The sequence below is a fragment of the Kribbella jiaozuonensis genome (assembly GCF_005233875.1).
Taxonomy (GTDB): Bacteria; Actinomycetota; Actinomycetes; order Propionibacteriales; family Kribbellaceae; genus Kribbella; species Kribbella jiaozuonensis.
The window spans coordinates 1,817,559-1,838,836 of record NZ_SZPZ01000001.1; the positions used below are offsets into that span (position 1 = coordinate 1,817,559).

Here is a 21,278-nt window from a genome sequence, read left to right on the forward strand (position 1 = left end):
AACCTCTCGCGAGCGAATGGTGCTTCCACTCGTGAGAACCTCCTGCCCACGAAGGCCGATACCGGACTTCGTGGGCCTGGATGAGATGCCTTCCATCTCTCCTGGAGATCCCGAGGCCGGACCCCCTCAGCCGGCGCCGTGCAGGGCCAACATGCCCGCTGCGAACGCGGCGGCCGCAGGGCTCGTCTCGGCGCGCGGCGGCAGGATCAGATAGAGGTGGCGATCCAGCTGCGCGCCTTCCACTCGAACGTGACGCAGCGGACTGTCGGGAGCGGTCAGAACCTTGTACTGCAGGCCCACCGGGGTGAACCCGATACCGGCGCCGGCGGCAATCATCTCCAGCAGCACCTCCCAGTCGCCGACCTCCGCGACGATCCGCCGGGTAAGTCCGGCTCCGGCGAACAGGGCATCGCAGAGCAGCCGCGCGGTCCAGCCCGGCGGTACGTCGACGAAGCGCTCGCCGGCGAGGTCGGCGACCGTCACGCTGTCTCGGCCTGCAAGCTCATGATCGGTGCGGCAAGTCAACGCCAGCGGCTCACTGGCCAGCGAAGTCAGGCGCAACCGGCCGCGTTGCTCCAGCGCCGGTCCGATCGCGCAGTCGAGCTCGCCGTTCTCCACCATGTCCAGCATGTCCAGCGCGGCGGTGCCACGCATCCGCACGTCGACGCCAGGGTGGTCGCGCAAGAACGCGCCCAGATAGCCCGCGAACGGAACGAGATACTGCGCGGAGAGGGCGATCCCGAGACGGAGCCGGCCAACCAGCACGTCCCGGGTCTCCTGCACCGCGCGACGAGCGGTCTCCGCGGCGCGCAACGCCTCGCGCGCCGGCGCCACCAGGGCCTCCCCTGTGGCGGTGAGCCGCACCGGCCGCGTACCGCGGAGGTAGAGCTCCGTGCCCAGCTCACGCTCCAACGACTGCAGCGAGTTCGACAGTCCCGACTGCACGATCAACTCCCGACGGGCCGCGCCAGTCACACTGCGCTCCTCCGCAAGCGCGATGAAATGGCGCAGCTGCCGCAACTCCATACCCCGACCTCCATCTCCTGAGCGGATCGAGAGTATCTGCCGCCGCTGTCACCGTCCCCCTGTTGGCGCCACGCCAGCCGCGGTTCATTGGAAGGGACATCCATCCAGATACCTACCTAGGAGAACTTGATGCGCGTCGATTGGGATGTGCCGATCACCATGGACGACGGCCTGGTCCTGCGGGCCGACATCTTCCGGCCCGACACGGACGGCAGTTATCCGGTGATCATGACCCACGGGCCGTATGCCAAAGGGCTGTCGTTCCAGGAGGCGTTCCGGTTCGCGTGGTCGAACCTGGAGGCCGAGCATCCCGACGCGCTCGCCGGCTCGTCCAACCGGTACCAGAACTGGGAGACCGTCGATCCCGAGAAGTGGGTCCCCGACGGGTACGTCGTCATCCGTGTCGACGCCCGCGGATCCGGACGCTCCCCCGGGTACGTCGACATCTTCTCGCCGCGCGAGGCCCGTGACTATTACACCTGCATCGAGTGGGCCGGCGTACAGCAGTGGAGCAACGGCAAGGTCGGCCTGCTGGGGATCTCGTACTACGCCGTCAACCAATGGCAGGTCGCCGCGCTTCAACCACCGCACCTCGCAGCGATCTGTCCGTGGGAAGGTGCGACCGACTACTACCGCGAGTTCACCCACCACGGCGGTATCCCCAGCGACTTCCTCAGCCAGTGGTTCCCACCGCAGGTGGAGGCGATGCAGCACGGTGTCGGCGACCGTGGCGCACGCAATCCGGTCACCGGAGTATCAGTGGCCGGCCCGGAAACGCTCGACCCGGACGTACTCGAAAAGAGCCGGGCAGACGTGGTCGCCGACATGCTCGCCCATCCGCTTCTGGACAACTACTACCGCGACCGATCGGCCGACCTCACCCGGATCACCGTGCCCACCCTGTCCGCCACGAACTGGGGACACCACCTGCACACCCGCGGCGGGTTCGAGGGCTACAACGCGATTCCGGCCGACCAGAAGTGGCTCGAGGTCCACGGGCAGCAGCATTGGGTCGAGTTCTACACCGACTACGGTCTGCGGCTGCAGAAAAGGTTCTTCGGCCACTTCCTCAAGGACGAGGCCACCGGCTGGCACGATCAGCCACCGGTGTTCCTCAACGTACGCCGGGTGGACGGTACCTTCGCAGAGCGGGCCGAGAACGAGTGGCCGCTGGCCCGGACCGCGTGGACAACGTTCCACCTCGACCTGGATCGCCAGCACTTGGACACCACACCGCCGCGGAGGACGACCAGCATCGACTTCGACGCTCTCGGCGACGGGATCACCTTGTGGACAGACCCGTTCAGCGCGGAGACCGAGATCACCGGACCTGCCTCCGCCCACCTGACCGTTGCCTCCAGCACCGAAGACGCCGACCTGTTCCTCGTACTCCGGGTGCAGGACCCAAGCGGTCGAGACGTCACCTTCCCCGGCGCGATGGACCCCAACGGCGCCATCGCATTCGGCTGGCTACGCGCCTCGCTGCGCGTAACCGACCCGGCCCTCAGTACGCCGTACCGCCCGTGGCAGACCTACGCCGAATCACAGCCGCTCACACCTGGCGAACCGGTCGGCATCGACATGGAGATCTGGCCCACCTCGGTCATCATCCCAGCCGGGTACCGGCTCGGCGTCACCCTGACCGGCCGCGACTTCACCTTCCCCGGCAAAGGCCCCTGGCCAGAAGCCTACGGCGTCCAAATGCGCGGCAACGGCATCTTCGTCCACACCGACAACCGCGCCCGCCCAGACACCGTCTTCGCCGGCACCACCACCCTCCGGACCGGCGGCCAACACCCGTCCTCCCTACTACTCCCGATCATCCCCCCAACCGCCAACTAAACCGTCCAAGCCACTAACGCCTCGGCGACGGCACCGGCTTGCGCGCGAGCACATGCTGTGGTCCGAACCGGTGCGGCTCACTTTGCGGATGAGGCCTTCGCCGGTGAGGCGGGCGATGGTGTGGGTGACTTCGACGGTGCCGGCTTCGAAGTCGACTTGGTGCCAGAGGACGGCGAGGGATTCGCCGATGCGGACGCCGGTGCCGAGCATGAAGGTGGTGAGGTCGGGGATGTCGGCTTCGACGGCTCGTTGGTCGGCGGCGAGGCTTTGGCGGAGGAGGGTGACTTCTTCGCGGGTGAGGGCGCGGGGTGGGTTCTTGGTGGGGGCTTCGATGGCGTCGACTTCGCGAACCGGGTTGACGGTTAGTGCGCCGTATCGGACGGCGAGTTTCATGGCGCCGGAGATGATCGCGCGGCAGGTCTTGGCTATGGAGGGGCCGCCGGTGGACTTGATCTTCGCGAGGACGGTGTCCAGGCGCGGGGTCGTTGCTTCGCCGATACGGAGTTCGCCGATGGCGGGGCGGACGTGGTTCTTCAGGGCGCGGCGATAGGTGTCGAGGGAGGTGGGGGATCGTTTGCCGTCGGCGATCAGACCCTCGAATCTCTTCTCCCAGAGGTCGAGGAGGTGGTTGATCTTGTGCAGCGCGGTGAGCTCGCCGGACTGGCTGGTGTTGGCGCGGTCCTGCAGCTTCTTCAGGAGAGCGCGCTCGGCGGCGGTCTTGGTCTTGCCGTAGGCGGAGACCGGGCGGATGTGACCGTCGTGGTCGCGGAACCTTGCCTGGGACTTGTGCTTGACGGGTTTGCCCTTGCTGTCGGTCTCGGCGATCCAGGTGGAGGTCTTCCCCCAGGATCCGATCTGTAGTGGTGGCCTCGCCATGTCATGCCTCCAGCCGGGGAGGTGGTTGGCGGCTCAACGCGGGGCGCTCGGCCGGAACGCAGTTTCCGGCAGCGATGCGATGCGATGTGAGGTGACGCACAGTCACGATCAGATGAAGGTCGATCGGAGCGGGCGTGGCGAGAGGTGGCCGGTCAGATCTGCGAGGGCAAACCGCAAAGTGGTGCGTAAGTGGTGTGTCGGAGACACAGCAAAGCCCAGGACACCGTGGTGACCTGGGCTGTTGTGCGCCGCCAGGGACTCGAACCCCGAACCCGCTGATTAAGAGTCAGCTGCTCTGCCAATTGAGCTAGCGGCGCATTTCTTGCTTTCGAACGAAGAGGATCGTAGCAGGGCTGTGGGGGAGAAGCGAAATCGGTTAGCGGGTGAGGATGGTCATGGCGGCGTTGTGGCCGCCGAGGCCGGAGACGGCGCCGCCGCGGCGGGCGCCGGAGCCGCAGATCAGGAGGTTGGCGACGTCGGTTTCGGTGCCCCAGCGGCCGGCTTCGGCGGGGTCGGTGACCCAGGGCCATTGCAGGTCGCCGTGGAAGATGTGGCCGCCGGGCATGCCGACGGATGCCTCGATGTCGTACGGCGTCTTGGCCTCGATGCAGAGGTTGCCGTCGGCGTCGCGGGCGATGCAGTCTTCGAGCGGTTCGGCGAGGTACGACTCGAGGCCGGCCAGCACCCGCCGGGTGGCCTCGGTGCGGGCAGCATCGTTGTCAGAGGCAAACAATCGAGCGGGGAAGTGGACACCGAAGACCGTCAGCGTCTGGTGGCCGGAGGCAACCAGTTCGGGCGACAGGATGGTTGGGTCGGTGAGCGAGTGGCAGTACACCTCGGACGGCGGCACGGCCGGCAGCTCACCACCCAGAGCGGACTGGTACGCCGACTCGAGCTGGCTGTAGTCCTCGTCGATGTGGAACGTACCGGCGAACGCCCGCGTCGGGTCGTCACCGGACTTGAGTGCAGGCAGACGACGCAGCAGGAGGTTGATCTTCAGCTGCGACCCCTCCGGCTTCTCCACGCCGCTCTGGCCACGCAGCGCAGCCAGCGTCGACGGCGCGACGTTCGACAGCACCCAGGAGCAGTCCACCGACCGCTCACCGTCGCCGCCGAGCCAGGTGACCGAGCCGCGTACGCCGTCCACCTCGACATCGGTCACTGACGAGTTGGTGACGAGTACGGCGCCCGCACGCCGAGCCGCAGCTGCCAGCGCGTCGGTGACCGCGCCCATGCCGCCGACCGGCACTCGCCACTCACCGGTGCCGTTGCCGATGAGGTGGTAGAGGAAGCACCGGTTCTGGATCAGTGACTTGTCGTCCAGTCCGGCGAACGTACCGATGACGGCGTCCGTCGCGACCACTCCGCGGACCGTGTCGTCGGTGAAGCGCCGTTCGATGGTCTCGCCGAGCGGGCGCTCCACCAGCTCGTCCCAGAGCGCACTGTCGACACGAGCGCGCACCTCGGCGGCGGTCTGGAGCGGCTCGAGCAGAGTGGGTGCGACAGCCTCGGCCAGCGAGCTGACCGATCCGTAGAAGTCGGTCCAGGCCTCGTACTCCGCGTCGCCGCCCGTCAGCGCCCGGAACGACTCGCGCGTGACAGCGCCTTCGGGCCGCTCCACCATTAGGCCGACGTCGCGGCCGGAACGGCGGACTGGCGTGTACGACGCGACCGCGCGCGAACGGAGGTCGAGAGCCAGGCCCAGGTCGGCGACGACCTTGTCGGGCAGCAGGCTGACCAGGTACGAGTACCGGGAGAGGCGGGCGTCCACTCCAGGGAAGACGCGCTCGCTGACGGCTGCGCCTCCGGTATGCGCCTGCTGCTCCAGGATCAGCGTGGACAGCCCGGACTGGGCCAGGTACGTAGCGGCGACGAGGCCGTTGTGCCCACCGCCGACTATGACGACGTCGTAGAAGTCCTTCATCCCACCGGCCAATCGAGCTCGTGATAAGCGGCGTCCCAGAACATCCATTCGTAGCGGCACGTCATCGCGAAGTGCTGGTGACAACGTTCCCGCTCCGCGGCTCCCACGTCCAGTCCGTCCGTGACGGCGAGCACCTGCTCGACGACCGCGTCGAACTCCTCCGAGCCGTACGTCTCGATCCACTTCCGGTACAGCGGGTCCGGTGAGGACCGCTTGAGCAGCTCCCGCCCCACGTCGCGGTAGATCCAGTAGCAGGGCAGTACGGCGGCCACGGCCTCGGCGTACGTGCCGGTGGCACACACAGCCGTCAGATAGGACATGTACGCCGTTGTGGTCGGACCCGACCCGGCCGCGTCGACATCCGCGGCGGTGATCCCCAGTGACTCCAGCAGGGATGTGTGCAGCTCCCGCTCGACCGCGATGGCGTTGGCGGCGTGCAGCGCGAACATGCTGACAGCGTCGTCGTCCGGAGCGCGTCCCGCGACCAGGCTGAGCGCCCGCGAATACGCGCGGAGGTAGTGGCTGTCCTGGATGATGAAGTACCGGAACGCGTCGTGGTCGAGGGTCCCGTCGGTCAGGCCCGTGATGAACGGGTGCCGGACGATCTCCTCGTACACGGAGGCGGCACCGCGGTCCCACAGCTCGCCGGAAAACGTCATCCCAACTCCTCGCCGTCGACTGCGACCGACCTTATCCACAGACGCGACGACGGTACGCGACGAACATCACTCCAGCGCCTTACTCTGAGGCATGAGTAGCCAGGGGGAGATGCCACAGGACACGCCGCTGCTGCGGCGGATCCGGGCGTCGGTGATCGGTGACGACCAGGTGATGCCGGGGCCGTACGGTCCACGGCGGGTGACGTACGCCGACTACACCGCGTCCGGGCGCGCGCTGACCTTCCTCGAGGACTTCATCCGCGATGAGGTGCTGCCGCGGTACGCGAACACGCACACCGAGTCGAGCGGCACCGGCCTGCAGACCACCCGGCTGCGCGAGGACGCCCGCCGGATCATCCACAACAGCGTCGGCGGCGACGACGAGACCGCGCTGATCTTCTGCGGATCCGGTGCGACCGGGGCGATCGACAAGCTGATCGGGATCATGGGCCTGCGGATCCCGGCCGAGCTCGACGACACGTACCACCTGACCGATCAGATCCCGCCGGACCAGCGGCCGGTCGTCTTCATCGGGCCGTACGAGCACCATTCGAACGAGCTGCCCTGGCGCGAGTCGATCGCCGACGTGGTCGTGATCAGCCAGGACACGGACGGTCACATCGACATCGACCAGCTGGAGTCGAGGCTGCAGGAGTACGTCGATCGGCCGGTGAAGATCGGATCATTCTCCGCGGCCAGCAACGTCACCGGCATCGTCAGCAACACGCAGCGGGTCTCCGCGCTCCTCCACCGGTACGGCGCTTTGTCGTTCTGGGACTGCGCCGCCGCCGCGCCGTACGTCGAGATCGACATGTACGGCGGACGCGATCAGGATCCGTTGTCGTACAAGGACGCGATCTTCCTCAGCCCGCACAAGCTGATCGGCGGCCCGGGCACCCCTGGCGTGCTGGTCGCTCGACGGGAGCTGCTCCGCAACCGGGTGCCCGATGTCCCGGGCGGTGGGACCGTGGCGTACGTGAACCCGCTCGAGCATCGGTATCTCGACGACCCGGTACATCGTGAGGAGGGCGGGACGCCGGCGATCATCGGGTCGATCCGGGCCGGGCTGGCGTTCCAGCTGAAGCAGGCCGTTGGGATCGAGGTGATCCGCGCGCACGAGGACGCGTACCTGCGGCGCGCGGTCGAGGCGTGGAAGGCGGAGCCGGATCTGCAGATCCTCGGCAACCTGGACTCCGAGCGGCTGTCGATCGTCTCGTTCGTGGTCAAGGCACCGTCGGGGCGGTACCTGCACCACAACTTCGTGGTCGCGCTGCTGAACGACCTGTTCGGCATCCAGTCGCGCGGCGGGTGTTCGTGCGCCGGACCATACGGTCACACGCTGCTCGGGATCGATATCGATCGCTCGCACTTGTTCGAGGAGGAGATCCTGCACGGTTGTGAGGGGATCAAGCCCGGTTGGGTCCGGGTCAACTTCAACTACTTCATCTCCGAGGCCGTGTTCGCGTACGTCGTCGAGGCGGTCAAGCTCGTCGCGCGCGACGGCTGGCGACTGCTCGGCGACTATCGCTTCGACCCGTCCAACGGTCTCTGGCGGCATCATCGCGGTCCGGTGGAGCCGCCGATGCGGTTGTCGCAGGTCGGGTACGACGCCGACGGCAAGCTCAGGTATCCGCGCCACGACCACACCGCGCCCGAGTCTGCCCTAGACGACTATCTCGGCGAGGCTCGGGAGCTGCTGTCCACGTGTCAGCAGGTCAGCGACCCGGATGGCCAGGTGAATACCGACTTCGATCACCTCCGCTGGTTCGACCTCCCGTCGCGCTGCCTGATCCGTGACTAGCCGGGTGCTGGGGGTCGACGCCTGCAAGAAGGGCTGGATCGGCATCGCCGGGGATCTACGGGCGTACTTCGCGGTGACGATCGGCGAACTTGTTGAGCGGGCTGAGGCCGACGGGTCGCTGGCGGTGGTGGGGATAGACATCCCGATCGGCCTGCCGGTGAGCGCGGCGCGCGAGGCGGACGTGCTCGCGCGGCGGGTGGTGGGGAGGCGGGCGTCGTCGGTGTTCGCGACGCCGGTGCGGGCCTCGTTGGAGGCGGCTACGCACGCGGAAGCGTCGGCGTTGAACGTTGCGGCGACGGGGAAGGGCGTGAGTCAGCAGGCGTTCGCGTTGGCCAAGCGGATCCTTGAGGTCGATGCGTGGGCGCCGGATGCGCAGTGTGCGGTGATCGAGGTGCATCCGGAGGTGTGCTTCGCGACAATGGCGGGTCGGCCGTTGTCGCATGCGAAGTCCACTTGGGCGGGTGGGGAGGAGCGGCGGCAGTTGCTCGCCGGTGTCGGGATGGGTGTGGTCGGGGATATCGGGTTGGCGGGTGAGGTGGCGGGGGTTGACGACGTACTCGATGCGGCCGCGGCTGCCTGGTCGGCCGGGCGATACGCGGAGGGGCGAGCCCGTGCGTACCCGAATCCGCCGGAGACCTTCGCCGATGGTTCGTCAGCTGCGATCTGGGCCTAGTCGGTCAGAGGCGCGTCGCGGTGTGGACGAGGTCGGCCACGGCTTTGGATCTGCTGTGTGGTGGCCAAGCGATGACGGTCGTGACGGCCGGCGCGTCTGGCACCGGCACGATGGCGTGGTCGTCGCCTAGCTGGTCTCGGAGCGACTCGGGCATGACGACGCGGGCCAGTCCGAGCGCGATCAGTTGGAACAGTTGGGTTTGATCGCGGACCTGTGGACCGGGGCCGTCCGGATAGGTGCCATCCCATCTAGGCCAGCGCGGCAGGGGCAGATCTGTCTGGGAGTTGATCTCGTCCAACGACAGCTGCGCCCGGTTGGCGAGGGGATGACCCGCGGGCAGGACCGCCACCTGCTGTTCGGTGTGCAGCTCCTCGGTGTCGAATCCGGCTGTCGTGTCGTAGGGCCGGTGGAGCAGAGCAACGTCGGCACGCCCGGTGCGCAGCAGACCTTCCGGCTCGCCAGGCCCGCACAGCATCATCTCGACAGCCACGGCGCCTGGTTCAGCGGCGTAGGCGTCCAGAAGCTTCGACAACAGTTCCGTGGACGCTCCAGCCTTGGCGGCCAGCACCACCCGCGGCTGGTCGGCCGCGGCGCGACGGGTGCGCCGCTCGGCGGCTTCGACCGCGTCCAGCGCGGTCCGGGCCTCCCGCAACAGCACCGACCCGGCCTCGGTCAAGGTGATTGCGCGCGTGGTGCGGTGCAGCAGGACAACTCCGAGTCGCCGTTCCAGTTGCTGGATCGCCCGGGACAGCGGTGGTTGTGCCATCGCGAGCCGTTCCGCCGCCCGCCCGAAGTGCAGCTCCTCGGCGACGGCGACGAAGTACCGCAACTCCCGGGTCTCCACCAGCTCAGCGTATCCGGCGCTGACCGCGACCAATACCCGTGCGGTATCGCCGCGCACCCGACCGGTCTTGGACGGCCCGACCGAGTCCGCAACATGATCGACGGCATGAGTGAACGGACTATCGCGCTGGTGACCGGCGCGAACAAAGGAATCGGATATGAGGTCGCTGCAGGCCTCGGCGCCCTTGGCTGGCGGGTCGGTGTGGGCGCGAGGGATCACCAACGCCGCGAGACTGCGGTGGAGAAGCTGCGCGCGGACGGGATCGATGCATTCGGCGTGCCGCTCGACGTAACCGACGACGCAAGTGTGGCCGCTGCGGCCGGGTTGATCGCAGGCCATGCCGGCGGGCTCGACGTCCTGGTCAACAATGCCGCGATCACCGGCGGTGTGCCACAGACAGCCACCACGGTCGAGCCCGCGACCGTGCGAGGTGTCGTGGAAACCAACGTGATCGGCGTCATCCGGGTCACTAACGCGATGCTGCCGATGCTGCGCGGCTCGGCGGCACCGCGCATTGTGAACATGTCCAGCAGCGTCGGCTCGCTCGCCCTGCAAACCACACCCGACGTCGATATGGGTCCGGTCCCCGCCGCCTACTTGGCCTCGAAGACCTTCCTCAACGCCCTCACTATTCAATATGCCAAGGAACTGGGAGACACCAACATCCTGATCAACTCCGGCTGCCCCGGCTTCACCGCCACCGACCTCAACGGCTTCCGCGGCGTCCGCACACCACAACAGGGCGCGGCCATCGCGATTCACCTCGCGACACTGCCCGACGACGGACCGACCGGCGGATTCTTCGACGACGCCGGAACCGTCCCCTGGTAACCCACACCGACCTAATGGGCTCCCGCTCTTCGCAGGGTGTTGGCGATCTCGTCGTAGCCGCGGGACTCGGCGTGCTGGAGTGGGGTGACGCCGTCCGCGTCTGCGAGGTTGGGGTCGGCGCCGGCGTCGACGAGGATCTGGACGATCTGCTGCCAGGGCTCGGTGCCTTTGCCGAGGATGATCGCCTCCAGGAGGGCGGTCCAGCCGAGGTTGTTGACATGGTTGAGGTTGATCTTGGTTTTGACGACGCGGCGGACGTAGTCGACGTGGCCACGTTCGCTGGCGGGGATGACGGAGATGCCGCCGAAGCGGTTCCGAAGGGTCAGGTCCGGGTTGGCCGGCAGGAGGGTCTCCAGCATCGCGACGCTTCCGGTCACGCCGGTGACGAGCCAGGCGGAGTCGTGCTGGTCGTCCTGCGCGTCGGGGTCGGCGCCGAGCTCGACGAGCAGCCGGGCCACGTCGACTCGGTCGTTGAGCGAGGCGAGCAGGAGTGCTGTACGGCGGTGCTTGTCGCGCGACTCGATCGGCGCGCCCGCGGCCAACGCGGCCGCGACCTTGTCGGCGTCACCTGCGGTCGCAGCGCTGAGGAGCGCTTCACCAGCTGCGGCAGCGCTGGAAGTCGCGTCGGAGGGTGGTTTCGTGTTGAGGGCGGCGCTTACTGCGGTTTGGCCGCGGTCCTTCGCGGCCTGCAGCGGCGTCGCGCCGTCGTTGACAGCCGGTTTGGTGGGGTCGGCGCCGGCAGCGATCAGGAGGCGGACGGTGTCGACGTACTCCGGGGTGCCTTTGCCGAGGATGACTGCCTCGTGCAAGGCAGTCCAGCCGAGGTTGTTGACGTGGCCTATCGCTACGCCGGCCTGGATGAGCCGGCCGACGACGGCGGCGTGACCGCGTTCGGCGGCGCGGATCAGGGCGGTGCCGTGGTAGCTGTCGAGGCTGCGGACGTCGGCGCCGTTGGCGAGGGTGAGGTTGAGGAGCTCCAGATAGCCCTCGCTGGCGGCGATCAGGAACGCGCTCTGGACGGTGTCGTCGAGCGCGTTGACGTTCGCGCCGGCCTTGATCAGGCGCCGGGCCTCGGCGACGTCGTTCTTCCAGGCGGCGGCGATCAGCTGGCTGTCAAGCGTTGACGGCACGGAGGCGCTCCTCGGGGGCGAAGGCGTGGATGACGCAGATGAAGAAGGCGTTGGGTTGCTGGTCTCAGTGGAACACGCGGTGGTCACCGCCATCAGCACGACGGCGACCACGGCGATCGGGCGGCGGCTCATCGGCGCGGCGGGGTCAGCGTGATGACCTGGTACGGCGGCACCGCGGTCGTCTCGTCGAACTTGCTGTCGACCACCAACAGCCGTCCCTGAGCGAGCTTCGCGGTCGTCAGCACCCTGTCCGCATCGGTCGGGGTCGCGGACCCGAGCCGCGCGACCTTGCCGTCAGCGGAAAGCCGCAGCGTGCTCAGGACGCGCGAGAAGTTGCGGACCACCCAGAGGCTGTTGCCCTGTTGCACAAGCCCGTCCGCGTTGACCAGGTCCGCGCCGGCCGTGTCGACAGCGGTCGCCCGACTGGTCCGAAGGTCGAAGCGCCACAACTTGCCAACGTTGCCCTGGGCCACAACCAGTGCCCTGCGGTCCGGTGAGAGCACGATCCCGCCCAGGTTGAAGCCCGTCGCCACCGGGATCGTCGCCGAGGCGTCCGCCCAGGTCTGGATCGTCCACCGGCCGTGCCGTTCGGCGACGCGGAAGATCTGCGGGGCATTCGAGTTCGTTACGTACGCCGCGCCGTCCGGCCCGATCACGAGATCGTTCAGGAACGCATTCGGTACGCCGGTCCGCAGCGCGGCGAGCAGCCTCCCGTCGCGGTCGTACACCCACAGATCCGGCGCGCCCGGGTGGTCGATCCCGTTCGGACCGCCTGCGACGTACACCCGGCCGTGGGCATCGACGGTCACGCCGCGCGCGGTCCAGCGACCGTCGGTGCCGTCGCCCTTCAGCCACTCGGTCGCGGTCGTGGACCGCAGTTGGCCGCGGTGGATCTCGCCGCCGGTCGTCTCGGACACGTAGTACCTCTGCGTGCGGGCGTCGTACCCGATCCCCTCGAACTTCGACCCGCCGGCGTCACCGGGCAGCTCGTACGTGACCGGTCGGGCGGCGGAGGCGGTGGACGCGCCGAGGCCGAGCAGCGTGGCGGAGAGCGCGAGGGTGGCGGACAGCGTGCGGACGGACATGCGGACCTCTCAAAACGGTCGTGGATTTCGGTCTGCTCCCAGCCTCCGTCCGCGGGGGAGGTCGGGACGACGGGTGTTCGGCCATCATCAGATAGCCGAACGGATGATTCGGATCGCGGTCTGCCGGGCCTAGCATCAGCTGAACCATGACCAGTACTAAGGCGCTCCTCAGCCAGGCAAACCGACTGGCGACTGCACTGCACGCGGCGCTGGTCGTCCTGGTGCTGGCGTCCGCGATCCGGTACCTGACCGGTCACGGCTTCGGTGACCGGGCTCCGTGGGTCCTCGCGGGCGCCGCGCTGCTGCTGGCGACGTACGCGGCGTACAGAGTGCTGCCCGACAAGCTGTGGCTCGCGTTGCTCGTTCTGGAGTGGTGCGCGCTGGTCCTGCTGGCGCCGTCGTTCGCGTGGTGTGCTGTGCCGCTGTCGTTTGTTGCGCTGCGCGTTCTACCGTTCCGGCCGGCCTGTGTGGTCGTTGCGGGCATGGTGGTCGTCACCGTGGTGCAGTGGAGCCGGATGGCCGATCGGCTCGACCCGACAATCGTGCTGGGACCGGTCTGCATCGCCGTACTTGCCGTAGGCGCCTATCGGGCGCTGGAGCGAGACGCGCTGGCCAGACAGGCGCTGCTGGACGAACTGCACGCAGCAGAGGGTGATCTGGCCGATGCGCAGCACCAGGCCGGCGCTCTGGCGGAGCGGGCACGGTTGTCGCGCGAGATCCACGATAGCGTCGCGCAGGGTCTCTCTAGCATCAATCTGCTGCTGCAGGCCGCCGAGCGTGAGTGGGACGACCGCCCGGAGTCAGCACGCGGGCATGCGGCCCAGGCCGCAGCCACCGCGCGAGACGGCCTGGACGAGGTACGCCGGGTCGTCCGCGACCTCGCCCCGGCCGAACTGGCAGCCGGGCTGCCGAACGCACTGCGGAAGAGCTGCGAGCGCCTGTCCGCCCACAGCGAGACCACGGTCCGCGTGGTGGTGCACGGTGAGCCGGTCGCTCTGGGCTCGGAGGTGGAGACCGCGTTCTTGCGCACGGCCCGCGGCGCATTGGCCAATGTGCTCGAGCACTCGGCCGCGACGGAAGCCGTTGTAACGTTGACGTATCAGCCAGATGCCGTCGTTCTGGACGTTGTGGATAACGGAAGAGGCCTTCCGCGAATTTCAGCCAAGATGGACTCCGATCGCGGCCACGGACTGGCCGGGATCCGCGAACGGCTGAAACAACTGGGAGGAACGCTCGTGCTGGAAAGCGAACCGGGAGAAGGCACGGCTCTGGCCGCATCCATACCCCTGAAGACCCCACCGCCGGGGCGCCCGTGATCCGGGTTGCCCTGGTCGATGATCACCCCGTCGTGCGCGCCGGGGTGCGAGCGATCCTCGAGGGGCAGGAGGACCTGACGGTGGTCGGCGAGGCGTCCGACGCGCACAGTGCCGAGCAACTCGTCGCCGCGCTCCACCCGGACGTCGTGTTGATGGATCTCAACCTCGGCGCCGGGCCAGGCGGCGCCGAGACGACAGCGCGCCTGCGGGCTCTGCCGGAGCCGCCGTACGTGCTGGTGTTGACGACGTACGACACCGAGGCCGACATCCTGAGTGCGATCGACGCAGGTGCCTCCGGGTATCTGCTGAAGGATGCTCCGCCGGATGATCTGTTCCGGGCTATCCGTGGCACAGCTCGTGGTGAGACTGTGCTCGCGCCCACGGTCGCGGCTCGGCTGGTGCGGCGCTCCGGGCCGACGCTGACGGATCGCGAAGTGGAGATCCTTGGGTTGCTCGCGACGGGTATGACCAACCGGACGCTGGCTCGCAAGTTGTATGTGAGCGAGGCGACGATCAAGTCTCACCTCGCGCACATCTACACCAAGTTGGAGGTCGATACCCGAGCCGCCGCAGTGTCTCGCGCGATCGAGCAGCGGATCATCCGGCCGGCTAAGTCCTAGGTTCTGCGCTGTTGTTCTTCCAGGGTCGAGTGGATGAGCGATCGCGCGGCCCAGGCTGAGGCCTCGGTCCGGTCGTCGGGGTCGAGGCCGCGGAGGTCCTGCAGGACGATCAGGGCTTCCCAGCCGACGACCATCGCGATGCCGGACACAAGTCGCTCGAAGAGGTCGTCGTCCAGTTCGGTGCGGAGTGGGTCGAGGGCACGTTCGATCCAGGCGATCCGGCGGTAGCCGCGCCGAGGGTGCGGTGCGTCGTCCGGGGGTGTGTCGACGGTCAGCCGGATCAGCGAGCGTCCCAGCGGCAGGGAGGAGGTTGCGGCGTCGCCCAGCGCACGGATCATCGCGTCGACCCGCGCGGAAGCATCGCCGGAAGCGGCCCGAGACGGGGCGCCGGAGGCGGCTGCCGAGGCGGCTGCCGAGGAGGTCTTGGATGCAGTCCGCGACGCGGCCTCTATCGCCGCGTCCACGTCGGTTTGTGTGAGGAGGCCGAGGGTTGCGTCTAGCAACAGTTGGTCCAGGGTCGGGAAGTACTGGTAGATCGTGCGGCGCGACACGTCCGCGGCTTCGGCGATCTCGTTGACGCCTGGAGTCTGCCCCTGGGCGAGCAGTTCCGCGGTGGCGCTCACGATCGCGGCCCGAGTGCGCCGCCGCTGGCGGGCCCGGCCTGCCTCCGGTGCGGTGTCAGTCACCAGTTCCTCGATTCCTCTTGACGGGCCGCTTCCAGCGTGAGTATACCTGAGTGCAGTCATTGCACATCAGTGCAATTAACGGGAGGAACGGACATGACTCAGATTTCGGCCGAGCAGCGGATCGCGCCCACGGGGGACCACCAGGTGGACGGGCCGGTCACGTTGATGAATCGGTTCTCGGTGCGTCCCGAGCGGGACGAGGCGTTCCAGGCGCTGTGGACCGAGACCAGCAAGTACTTCATGGCGCAGCCTGGCTTCGTCTCGCTGCGTCTGCACCGAGCGATCTCGACCGACGCCGAGTACCGGTGGGTCAACGTCGCCAACTGGCAGTCGGAGGCGGACTTCCGCGCAGCCCACGGCACCGACGAGTTCCGTCGCGTCGTGACGCGGCCTGAGTGGGCCGAGTTTCCGAGCGCGCCACTCCTGTTCGAGGTCGTCACAGCAGCCGGTTAGACCGATTAGTGTCGGGGTGTGAGTAGCTCGGACGATGATGCGGGCGGCGGCGAGAGCCTCCTGACAGTGCTGGTCGCGCTGTGTGCGAACCTGCTGATCGCGGTCGCGAAGACGGTGGTCGCCGTGATCACCGGGTCCGCGTCGATGGCGGCCGAGTCGGCCCACTCCTGGGCCGACACCGGCAACGAGATCTTCCTGCTGGTCGGCGAGCGGCGGGCACAGAAGCCGGCCGATCGGACGCATCCGCTCGGGTACGGACGGGTCGGCTACATCTGGTCGATGTTCGCGGCGTTCGGCCTGTTCACGGTCGGCGCCGCGGTCTCGGTCTGGCACGGCATCCAATCGTTGCAACACGGCGAGGCGGACGGTACGTCGTACGGCTGGGCGTACGCCGTACTGGGGGTCTCTTTCGTGCTCGAGGGGATCTCGTTCACGCAGGCGATGCGGCAGACGAAGGCCGGTGCGATCGAGCGGATGCTGCGCCCGTGGCGGTACGTGCAGCTCACGTCGAACCCGGTACTGCGGGCAGTGTTCGTCGAGGATCTGTCCGCGCTGATCGGCATCCTGATCGCCGCGGCCGCGATCCTGATGCACCAACTCACTGGCAACGCGGCGTGGGACGCGGTCGGGTCGATCGTGGTCGGCATCCTGCTCGGCGTGGTGGCGCTGTTCCTGATCAGCCGGAACATGGACTTCCTGACCGGCGAAGCGGTGACCCCGCTGGCGCGGAACCGCGTGCTCCGAGCATTGCTCGAACACAAGGACATCGAGCGAATCACGTTCCTGCACATGGAGTGGGTCGGTGCCGACCGGATCTTCCTGGTCGCCGCGGTCGACGTCACCGGTAACGAGTCCGAGTCCGAGGTCGCGACCCGGCTGTACGCGATCGAGGACGCACTCAACGCCCGCAAGGAGATCCAGCAGGCGATCCTCACGCTCTCACGCCCCGGCGACGCCACCAGTCTCCAACCGAGCGAGCTGCCCGACTGGTACGTCGACCCCGCCTAGGGCACGCTGGCGAGGAAGCGCGAGCGGTCCACCACGACGCGCTCCAGCTCACCGTCCGCGATCACCTGGCCGGCGGAGTTGGTCGCGCGGACTCGGAAGAGCAGCTGGCGACCGTCCACAGCAGGGTCGTCCGCGACGATGTCGACGGTATCGCCGACGCGGGTCGGCAGGCGGTGACGGATGCGGACCGCCGTACCGACCGAGGTCTGACCGGGGCCGAGCACGCGCAGGGCGAGCTGGGCGGTCGCGTACTCGAGCCAGGTGAGCAGGCGCGGCGTCGCGAGGACCTCGACGTCCCCGCTGCCGACGGCGAGCGCGGTGTCGGCGGGTGTCACTTCATGGTGCACGGCAAGCTGCCCTTTCCTGGCCGATCGGGAGGTGTACGCTCCCGCCCGTGGAGCCCGTACACGTTGCAGTTTCTGCGTTGGCTGCATTGTTGCCGATCACGAATCCGATCGGCGCGCTGGCCACCTTCGCGGGGATGACAGATGGCGTGGATCGCGCCGCAATGAGGCGTCAAGCGGTCATGACCGGGGTCTATGTGCTCGGGATCCTGGCCGTGTTCGCGCTGCTCGGCACGCTTGTCCTGGAAGGGCTCGGCATCGGTCTGCCCGCGCTCCAGATCGCCGGCGGCCTGGTGGTCGCGCACTCCGGTTTCGGGATGATCGCGTCCCGCCAGACGCTGACCGACGACGAGAAGACGCACGGAGTGGCGAAGCCGGACGTGTCGTTCTCGCCGATGGCGCTGCCGCTGATCGCCGGTCCGGGCGCGATCGGCGTAGTGATCGCGCTGACCGCGCGACACCCCGGGATCCTGAACCGGGTGAGTGTGATCATCGCAGCGGCTGTTCTGGCCGGTCTCGTGGCGGTCCTGCTGCGATTCGGTACGCCGTTGGTCGACAAGCTCGGCCCGACGGGACTGGGCGCGCTCAGCCGGATCATCGGCTTCCTGACCCTGGCGATCGGCGTCGAGCTCGTGACACACGGCGTACTCGCCGTGAAGTAATTCGCATTAGCATCGATTTCGATGCGAGGCTGGTGTCATGACGATCGAGTACGACCGGCTTCAGGACGATGTGGCGCGTGGCTGGAACACCTGGGACACCCGCAGTGTGCTCACCCAGGTGCTGCTCCCGGACGCGCTCGGCCTCTCCTTCGGACTGAAGGAGTACTACCGCGGGACGTCGTTGCGTACGGCGCAGATCGGCCGCCGGACCGAGGGCGCCGAGAGCGTGACGCTCGGCCCGCACGCGTACGGCGGGAGCTATACCGAGACCACGCTGACCTGGGCCGGCATCACGATCCGTGTCCAGACCGCGCACGCCGGCGACGACCTGGTGGCGCTGGTGACGCCAACGGCCAACCAGCCCAAGAGCGCGCTGCTCACGGTCGGCGTCAGCTACCTGTGGAACCGCCCCGGCACCGTCGTCCGCGAGGCGGACCGGATCCGTGCAACCGCCGAGCGCACGGTCGAGGTCTTCGCGACCACGCCGCATGTTGACGATCCGTACTGCGACATCGACGGCCCATACCTCGCGCTCGACCTCGCACAAGCGGTCGGCATCAGCACGGGTCGCCCCCGAACCCTGGCCGAGATCGCCGAGCTGATCGCAACCAAGGCCACCCCAGCCACGGAACACCAGGAGATCGTCCGCGACTCGATCTCCTGGAACACCATCTACGAGCCGTCGAAGTCGCGCGTGATCACCGGCGTCAGCCGGCTGTGGAACGTCGGCAAGCGCGGCGGCTACGCACTGTTCTGCTGGGACGCGTTCTTCAACGCCCTGCTCGCAGCGCCGAACAGCAAGGCCGTTGCCTACCTCAACGTCGTCGAGATGCTCCGCGCCGTCACTCCGGAAGGCTTCGTCCCGAACGTCGAACAGGGCACCGGCCGGAAGACGTACGACGGCTCGCAGCCGCCGGTCGGGTCGATGACGGTTCTCGAGCTGTACCGCCGCTTCGGCGACCGCTGGTTCCTGGAGGAATGCTTCGAGACGCTGCTGTCCTGGAACCGCTGGTGGTGGCGCGTCCGCCGCGACGGCGACCTGCTGTGCGCGGGCTCGACGTACTTCGACCCGGAGTACCCGTCGCCGCAGGACATCCCGCGGATCCACCAGCACTTCGGCGCGACCTGCGAGAGCGGGTGGGACGGGCATCCGGTCTTCGACGACGTACCGTTCGACCAGAACAAGAGCCTGCTCGCCGCGCATGACGTCGGCCTCAACAGCTTGTACGCCGTCGACTGCGAGTCGCTCGCCGAGATCGCGGACATCCTCGGCGAACCGGATGCCGTGACGGAACTGCGCGCGCGCCACGACACCGTGGTCGCAGCCATGGAGACGTTCTGGGACGAGACCGCCGGCATCTATCGCAGCCGGCGAACGGACACGGGCCAGCTCACGGAGCGGTTGTCGACGATGAGCTTCTACCCGCTGCTGGTCGGTGTCGGAGCTGAGCGACAAGGCCGGATGCTGGCGGAACACCTGCTCGCCGACGACGGATTCGGCGGCGAATGGATCCTGCCGACCTCGCCGCGGAACGAGAAGATCGAGCTCAAGGACACGTCGTACTGGGAGCTGCGTGCCTGGCCGCCGGTGAACTTCCTCGTTTACCTGGGGTTGCGCAGGGCGGGGGAGAAGGACGCGGCGGCTTGGCTCGCCGAGGGCAGCGAGCGGCTCGTGCTGAAGGAGTGGCGGGAGCACCGCCACATCCACGAGAACTACTCGAGCGTGCACGGCGCGGCCTGTGACAAGCCGAACAGCGAGCCGTTCCAGACCTGGGGCGCGCTGCTCAGCCTGATCGTGCTGATGGAGCGAGGCGAGGTCACGCTGTTCGACGACGAGAGGTGGCAGGGATGAGTCTGCTGAGTGGCGTGGTCGTGCCGCTGGTGACGCCGATGTCCGCGCCGGGCGTACCGTCGGCGGAGGCGGCGGAGAAGTTGCTCACGGCAATGGCCTCGGTCGGTGTACGCCGGTTGATGCTGCTCGGGAGCAACGGGGAAGGGCCGCTGATCCCGGCCGAGGTGTCCGCTGACTTCACCGCCGGCGTGGTGAAGCGCTGGCGGGACCTGGTTCCCGACGGGACGATCCTGGTCAACGTCACAGCGCCCGGCACGGCGGAAGCGGAGCGGCGTACCGATGATGCTGCCGCAGCGGGCGCGGACGCGATCGTCTCGAGCCCGCCGACGTTCTTCAAGCACCGAGCCGATGAGGTGGTCGCCCATTTCGAGGCGCTGAGCCGGCACGGTCTGCCGGTGATCGCCTACAACACACCCCGCTCGACGCTGCTCACCCAGGAGACCGCAAGCGCGGCGCAGCCCTACCTGGCCGGGATCAAGGACTCGTCAGGCGACCCGGAGATGCTGCAGTACCTGCAGTCGCTCGGGATCGAGGTCAGCCAGGGCGACGAGCAGGGCCTGGCTGACGCCGTACGCGCTGGTGCGCAGGGCATCACACCAGGGATCGCCAATCTCGCGCCGGGGCTCGCGCTGCAGATGGTTGCCCCCGGCGCCGATCTCGATCACCTGCAGGAGCTGTCCACCGCGCTGACCAAGATCCACACGGTGCGTCCCGGCGTACCGACGGTGAAGGCGCTGCTGAACACACGCGGTCTGTGCCCACCCCATTGCGCGCCGCCGCTCGCCCCCTGTACAGCCGATGAGGTCCGCCACCTGACGGACCTCATCGCCCCACTGGAAGAGCACCTGATCCCGCGGGCTACTTCGTCTTCAGCGACGGCTTGCTCGATGGCTTGATGGTGTGGACCGCCGGCAGCTTCCAGGACTTGCTCTTGGCCAGGTCGGAGAGCTCGGCCGCCGACAGAATCGGGTGTGACCTGGTGTGGGGCTGCCCCTTCTCGGCCGGGCCGTTGTAGCTGGTCAGGTTGATGTTGCGGCCGTCGGCGCGGTACAGCGTCACGTAGCGGCTCACGACGCCGTACTGCTTCTGGCGGCCATCGGAGTACTCCGGCGACACCGGTGAGGCGTAGAGCACCGAGCCGTCGGCCAGCGTGGTGCAGCCCGAACGGACGGGTACGCACGGGTTCCCCTCGCCGCCCCCGGACACCATCACGTCGACGCGGGCAGCCCCCTTACCGTCGTCGACGACGTACGCGGCACCAGCGAAGTCCCCGCCGCCCCACGTCTCCGGCTTGCTGAGCGTGAGCCCACGCGCCAAGAGCAGAGACCGCAGCGTGGCCAGCGTCTCCTTCGGCGTCACCGTCGCGGGCGGAGTCTTCGTAGACGCCTTCACAGACGGCTTGGTCAACGGAGCGGCCACTCCAGCATCAGCGGGGGAGCTCAACAGCTGGATCCCCCCACCAATCAGCGCAGCAGTGGCCAACACGGCACCAGCACCACTCGCCGTGAGCAACGCCGTACGCCGCCTCCGCTGCCGCAGCCCTTGCGCGACGGACCGCTCCAGCAGGTCAGCAGTAACCGGCTCGATGTTCTCGGTGGCGCGGTTCATCAGGTCAGTGAGTTGGGTGTTCATGTGTTCTCCTCGGT

21 protein-coding genes and 1 tRNA gene are annotated in these 21,278 nt (G+C 68.0%); 11 read left to right on the forward strand and 11 right to left on the reverse strand.

The window, feature by feature from the left end; all coding sequences use genetic code 11:
• Positions 1 to 126: 126 nt before the first annotated feature.
• Complete coding sequence (locus FDA38_RS08765) at positions 127 to 1,026, reverse strand: LysR family transcriptional regulator (protein ID WP_137253522.1); 900 nt, start codon at positions 1,024 to 1,026, stop codon at positions 127 to 129.
• A gap of 129 nt (positions 1,027 to 1,155) precedes the next feature.
• Between FDA38_RS08765 and FDA38_RS08770 the strand changes: the two genes are divergently transcribed.
• Entirely contained in the window at positions 1,156 to 2,868 is a 1,713-nt protein-coding gene (locus FDA38_RS08770) for a CocE/NonD family hydrolase (protein ID WP_137253523.1), read from the forward strand.
• On the opposite strand, the gene FDA38_RS08775 is transcribed toward FDA38_RS08770, so the two are convergent.
• The 4 genes from FDA38_RS08775 to tenA form a co-directional block, all read right to left on the reverse strand.
• A complete protein-coding gene (locus FDA38_RS08775; RefSeq protein WP_137253524.1) occupies positions 2,836 to 3,744 on the reverse strand; it encodes a tyrosine-type recombinase/integrase in 909 nt (302 codons plus the stop codon). The genes FDA38_RS08770 and FDA38_RS08775 overlap by 33 nt on opposite strands.
• Positions 3,745 to 3,988: 244 nt before the next feature.
• Positions 3,989 to 4,061 (reverse strand) — tRNA-Lys (locus FDA38_RS08780).
• 59 nt (positions 4,062 to 4,120) lie between these two features.
• On the reverse strand, positions 4,121 to 5,668 hold the full coding sequence (locus FDA38_RS08785; RefSeq protein WP_137253525.1) for a phytoene desaturase family protein: 1,548 nt from the start codon (positions 5,666 to 5,668) through the stop codon (positions 4,121 to 4,123).
• Positions 5,665 to 6,327, reverse strand: a complete 663-nt coding sequence (gene tenA / locus FDA38_RS08790) for a thiaminase II (RefSeq protein ID WP_137253526.1) — start codon at positions 6,325 to 6,327, stop codon at positions 5,665 to 5,667. Before tenA ends, FDA38_RS08785 begins: the two co-directional genes overlap by 4 nt.
• Before the next feature lie 91 nt (positions 6,328 to 6,418).
• Between tenA and FDA38_RS08795 the strand changes: the two genes are divergently transcribed.
• The gene (locus tag FDA38_RS08795; RefSeq protein WP_137253527.1) at positions 6,419 to 8,128 is read left to right on the forward strand and encodes an aminotransferase class V-fold PLP-dependent enzyme; all 1,710 of its coding nucleotides are present in this window, start codon (positions 6,419 to 6,421) and stop codon (positions 8,126 to 8,128) included.
• Positions 8,121 to 8,801 carry a DUF429 domain-containing protein gene (locus FDA38_RS08800; RefSeq protein WP_137253528.1) on the forward strand — a complete coding sequence of 227 codons (681 nt, stop codon included), beginning with the start codon at positions 8,121 to 8,123 and terminating at the stop codon, positions 8,799 to 8,801. The genes FDA38_RS08795 and FDA38_RS08800 overlap by 8 nt, the downstream gene beginning before the upstream one ends.
• Before the next feature lie 4 nt (positions 8,802 to 8,805).
• Here FDA38_RS08800 and FDA38_RS08805 read toward each other — a convergent pair whose 3' ends face one another.
• Entirely contained in the window at positions 8,806 to 9,645 is an 840-nt protein-coding gene (locus tag FDA38_RS08805) for a LysR family transcriptional regulator (RefSeq protein WP_137253529.1), read from the reverse strand.
• Between the two features lie 93 nt (positions 9,646 to 9,738).
• Between FDA38_RS08805 and FDA38_RS08810 the strand changes: the two genes are divergently transcribed.
• Positions 9,739 to 10,476: an SDR family oxidoreductase gene (locus tag FDA38_RS08810; protein ID WP_233714597.1), complete on the forward strand. Its 738-nt coding sequence runs from the start codon at positions 9,739 to 9,741 to the stop codon at positions 10,474 to 10,476.
• 11 nt (positions 10,477 to 10,487) lie between these two features.
• On the opposite strand, the gene FDA38_RS08815 is transcribed toward FDA38_RS08810, so the two are convergent.
• Together FDA38_RS08815 and FDA38_RS08820 are read right to left on the reverse strand one after the other, a co-directional pair.
• Positions 10,488 to 11,606, reverse strand: coding sequence for an ankyrin repeat domain-containing protein (locus FDA38_RS08815; protein ID WP_233714598.1), 1,119 nt, complete (start codon positions 11,604 to 11,606; stop codon positions 10,488 to 10,490).
• A 128-nt stretch (positions 11,607 to 11,734) separates the two neighbouring features.
• On the reverse strand, positions 11,735 to 12,691 hold the full coding sequence (locus FDA38_RS08820; protein ID WP_137253530.1) for an SMP-30/gluconolactonase/LRE family protein: 957 nt from the start codon (positions 12,689 to 12,691) through the stop codon (positions 11,735 to 11,737).
• Between the two features lie 146 nt (positions 12,692 to 12,837).
• Between FDA38_RS08820 and FDA38_RS08825 the strand changes: the two genes are divergently transcribed.
• The gene (locus FDA38_RS08825; protein WP_137253531.1) at positions 12,838 to 14,007 is read left to right on the forward strand and encodes a sensor histidine kinase; all 1,170 of its coding nucleotides are present in this window, start codon (positions 12,838 to 12,840) and stop codon (positions 14,005 to 14,007) included.
• Positions 14,004 to 14,627 carry a response regulator gene (locus FDA38_RS08830; RefSeq protein WP_137253532.1) on the forward strand — a complete coding sequence of 208 codons (624 nt, stop codon included), beginning with the start codon at positions 14,004 to 14,006 and terminating at the stop codon, positions 14,625 to 14,627. The genes FDA38_RS08825 and FDA38_RS08830 overlap by 4 nt, the downstream gene beginning before the upstream one ends.
• On the opposite strand, the gene FDA38_RS08835 is transcribed toward FDA38_RS08830, so the two are convergent.
• Positions 14,624 to 15,313: a helix-turn-helix domain-containing protein gene (locus FDA38_RS08835; RefSeq protein WP_170989635.1), complete on the reverse strand. Its 690-nt coding sequence runs from the start codon at positions 15,311 to 15,313 to the stop codon at positions 14,624 to 14,626. The genes FDA38_RS08830 and FDA38_RS08835 overlap by 4 nt on opposite strands.
• Before the next feature lie 93 nt (positions 15,314 to 15,406).
• Here FDA38_RS08835 and FDA38_RS08840 point away from each other — a divergent pair, with 93 nt between their 5' ends.
• Complete coding sequence (locus FDA38_RS08840) at positions 15,407 to 15,766, forward strand: antibiotic biosynthesis monooxygenase family protein (RefSeq protein WP_137253534.1); 360 nt, start codon at positions 15,407 to 15,409, stop codon at positions 15,764 to 15,766.
• Positions 15,767 to 15,784: 18 nt separating this feature from the next.
• On the forward strand, positions 15,785 to 16,774 hold the full coding sequence (locus FDA38_RS08845) for a cation diffusion facilitator family transporter (RefSeq protein WP_202877595.1): 990 nt from the start codon (positions 15,785 to 15,787) through the stop codon (positions 16,772 to 16,774).
• On the opposite strand, the gene FDA38_RS08850 is transcribed toward FDA38_RS08845, so the two are convergent.
• The gene (locus FDA38_RS08850; RefSeq protein WP_137253535.1) at positions 16,771 to 17,121 is read right to left on the reverse strand and encodes a thioesterase family protein; all 351 of its coding nucleotides are present in this window, start codon (positions 17,119 to 17,121) and stop codon (positions 16,771 to 16,773) included. The two genes, FDA38_RS08845 and FDA38_RS08850, sit on opposite strands and share 4 nt — an antisense overlap.
• A 47-nt stretch (positions 17,122 to 17,168) precedes the next feature.
• Between FDA38_RS08850 and FDA38_RS08855 the strand changes: the two genes are divergently transcribed.
• Genes FDA38_RS08855 through FDA38_RS08865 form a run of 3 tightly spaced genes read left to right on the forward strand, consistent with a single transcriptional unit; the run spans position 17,169 to position 20,528 of the window.
• Positions 17,169 to 17,780: a MarC family protein gene (locus FDA38_RS08855; RefSeq protein ID WP_137253536.1), complete on the forward strand. Its 612-nt coding sequence runs from the start codon at positions 17,169 to 17,171 to the stop codon at positions 17,778 to 17,780.
• A gap of 37 nt (positions 17,781 to 17,817) precedes the next feature.
• Positions 17,818 to 19,632, forward strand: coding sequence for an MGH1-like glycoside hydrolase domain-containing protein (locus FDA38_RS08860; protein ID WP_137253537.1), 1,815 nt, complete (start codon positions 17,818 to 17,820; stop codon positions 19,630 to 19,632).
• Positions 19,629 to 20,528, forward strand: coding sequence for a dihydrodipicolinate synthase family protein (locus tag FDA38_RS08865; RefSeq protein WP_137253538.1), 900 nt, complete (start codon positions 19,629 to 19,631; stop codon positions 20,526 to 20,528). The genes FDA38_RS08860 and FDA38_RS08865 overlap by 4 nt, the downstream gene beginning before the upstream one ends.
• Here the strand turns inward: FDA38_RS08865 and FDA38_RS08870 are convergent.
• A complete protein-coding gene (locus FDA38_RS08870) occupies positions 20,491 to 21,264 on the reverse strand; it encodes a hypothetical protein (RefSeq protein ID WP_137253539.1) in 774 nt (257 codons plus the stop codon). The two genes, FDA38_RS08865 and FDA38_RS08870, sit on opposite strands and share 38 nt — an antisense overlap.
• Positions 21,265 to 21,278: the final 14 nt, after the last annotated feature.

What these genes read in the sequence shown, in the direction of transcription:
- FDA38_RS08825 (WP_137253531.1), top strand. Translation starts at nt 12,838, where the DNA reads ATGACCAGTACTAAGGCGCTCCTCAGCCAGGCAAACCGACTGGCGACT.
- FDA38_RS08860 (WP_137253537.1), top strand. Translation starts at nt 17,818, where the DNA reads ATGACGATCGAGTACGACCGGCTTCAGGACGATGTGGCGCGTGGCTGG.
- FDA38_RS08785 (WP_137253525.1), bottom strand. Translation starts at nt 5,668, where the DNA reads ATGAAGGACTTCTACGACGTCGTCATAGTCGGCGGTGGGCACAACGGC.
- FDA38_RS08820 (WP_137253530.1), bottom strand. Translation starts at nt 12,691, where the DNA reads ATGTCCGTCCGCACGCTGTCCGCCACCCTCGCGCTCTCCGCCACGCTG.
- FDA38_RS08840 (WP_137253534.1), top strand. Translation starts at nt 15,407, where the DNA reads ATGACTCAGATTTCGGCCGAGCAGCGGATCGCGCCCACGGGGGACCAC.
- FDA38_RS08870 (WP_137253539.1), bottom strand. Translation starts at nt 21,264, where the DNA reads ATGAACACCCAACTCACTGACCTGATGAACCGCGCCACCGAGAACATC.
- FDA38_RS08810 (WP_233714597.1), top strand. Translation starts at nt 9,739, where the DNA reads ATGATCGACGGCATGAGTGAACGGACTATCGCGCTGGTGACCGGCGCG.
- tenA (WP_137253526.1), bottom strand. Translation starts at nt 6,327, where the DNA reads ATGACGTTTTCCGGCGAGCTGTGGGACCGCGGTGCCGCCTCCGTGTAC.
- FDA38_RS08765 (WP_137253522.1), bottom strand. Translation starts at nt 1,026, where the DNA reads ATGGAGTTGCGGCAGCTGCGCCATTTCATCGCGCTTGCGGAGGAGCGC.
- FDA38_RS08770 (WP_137253523.1), top strand. Translation starts at nt 1,156, where the DNA reads ATGCGCGTCGATTGGGATGTGCCGATCACCATGGACGACGGCCTGGTC.
- FDA38_RS08795 (WP_137253527.1), top strand. Translation starts at nt 6,419, where the DNA reads ATGAGTAGCCAGGGGGAGATGCCACAGGACACGCCGCTGCTGCGGCGG.
- FDA38_RS08775 (WP_137253524.1), bottom strand. Translation starts at nt 3,744, where the DNA reads ATGGCGAGGCCACCACTACAGATCGGATCCTGGGGGAAGACCTCCACC.
- FDA38_RS08865 (WP_137253538.1), top strand. Translation starts at nt 19,629, where the DNA reads ATGAGTCTGCTGAGTGGCGTGGTCGTGCCGCTGGTGACGCCGATGTCC.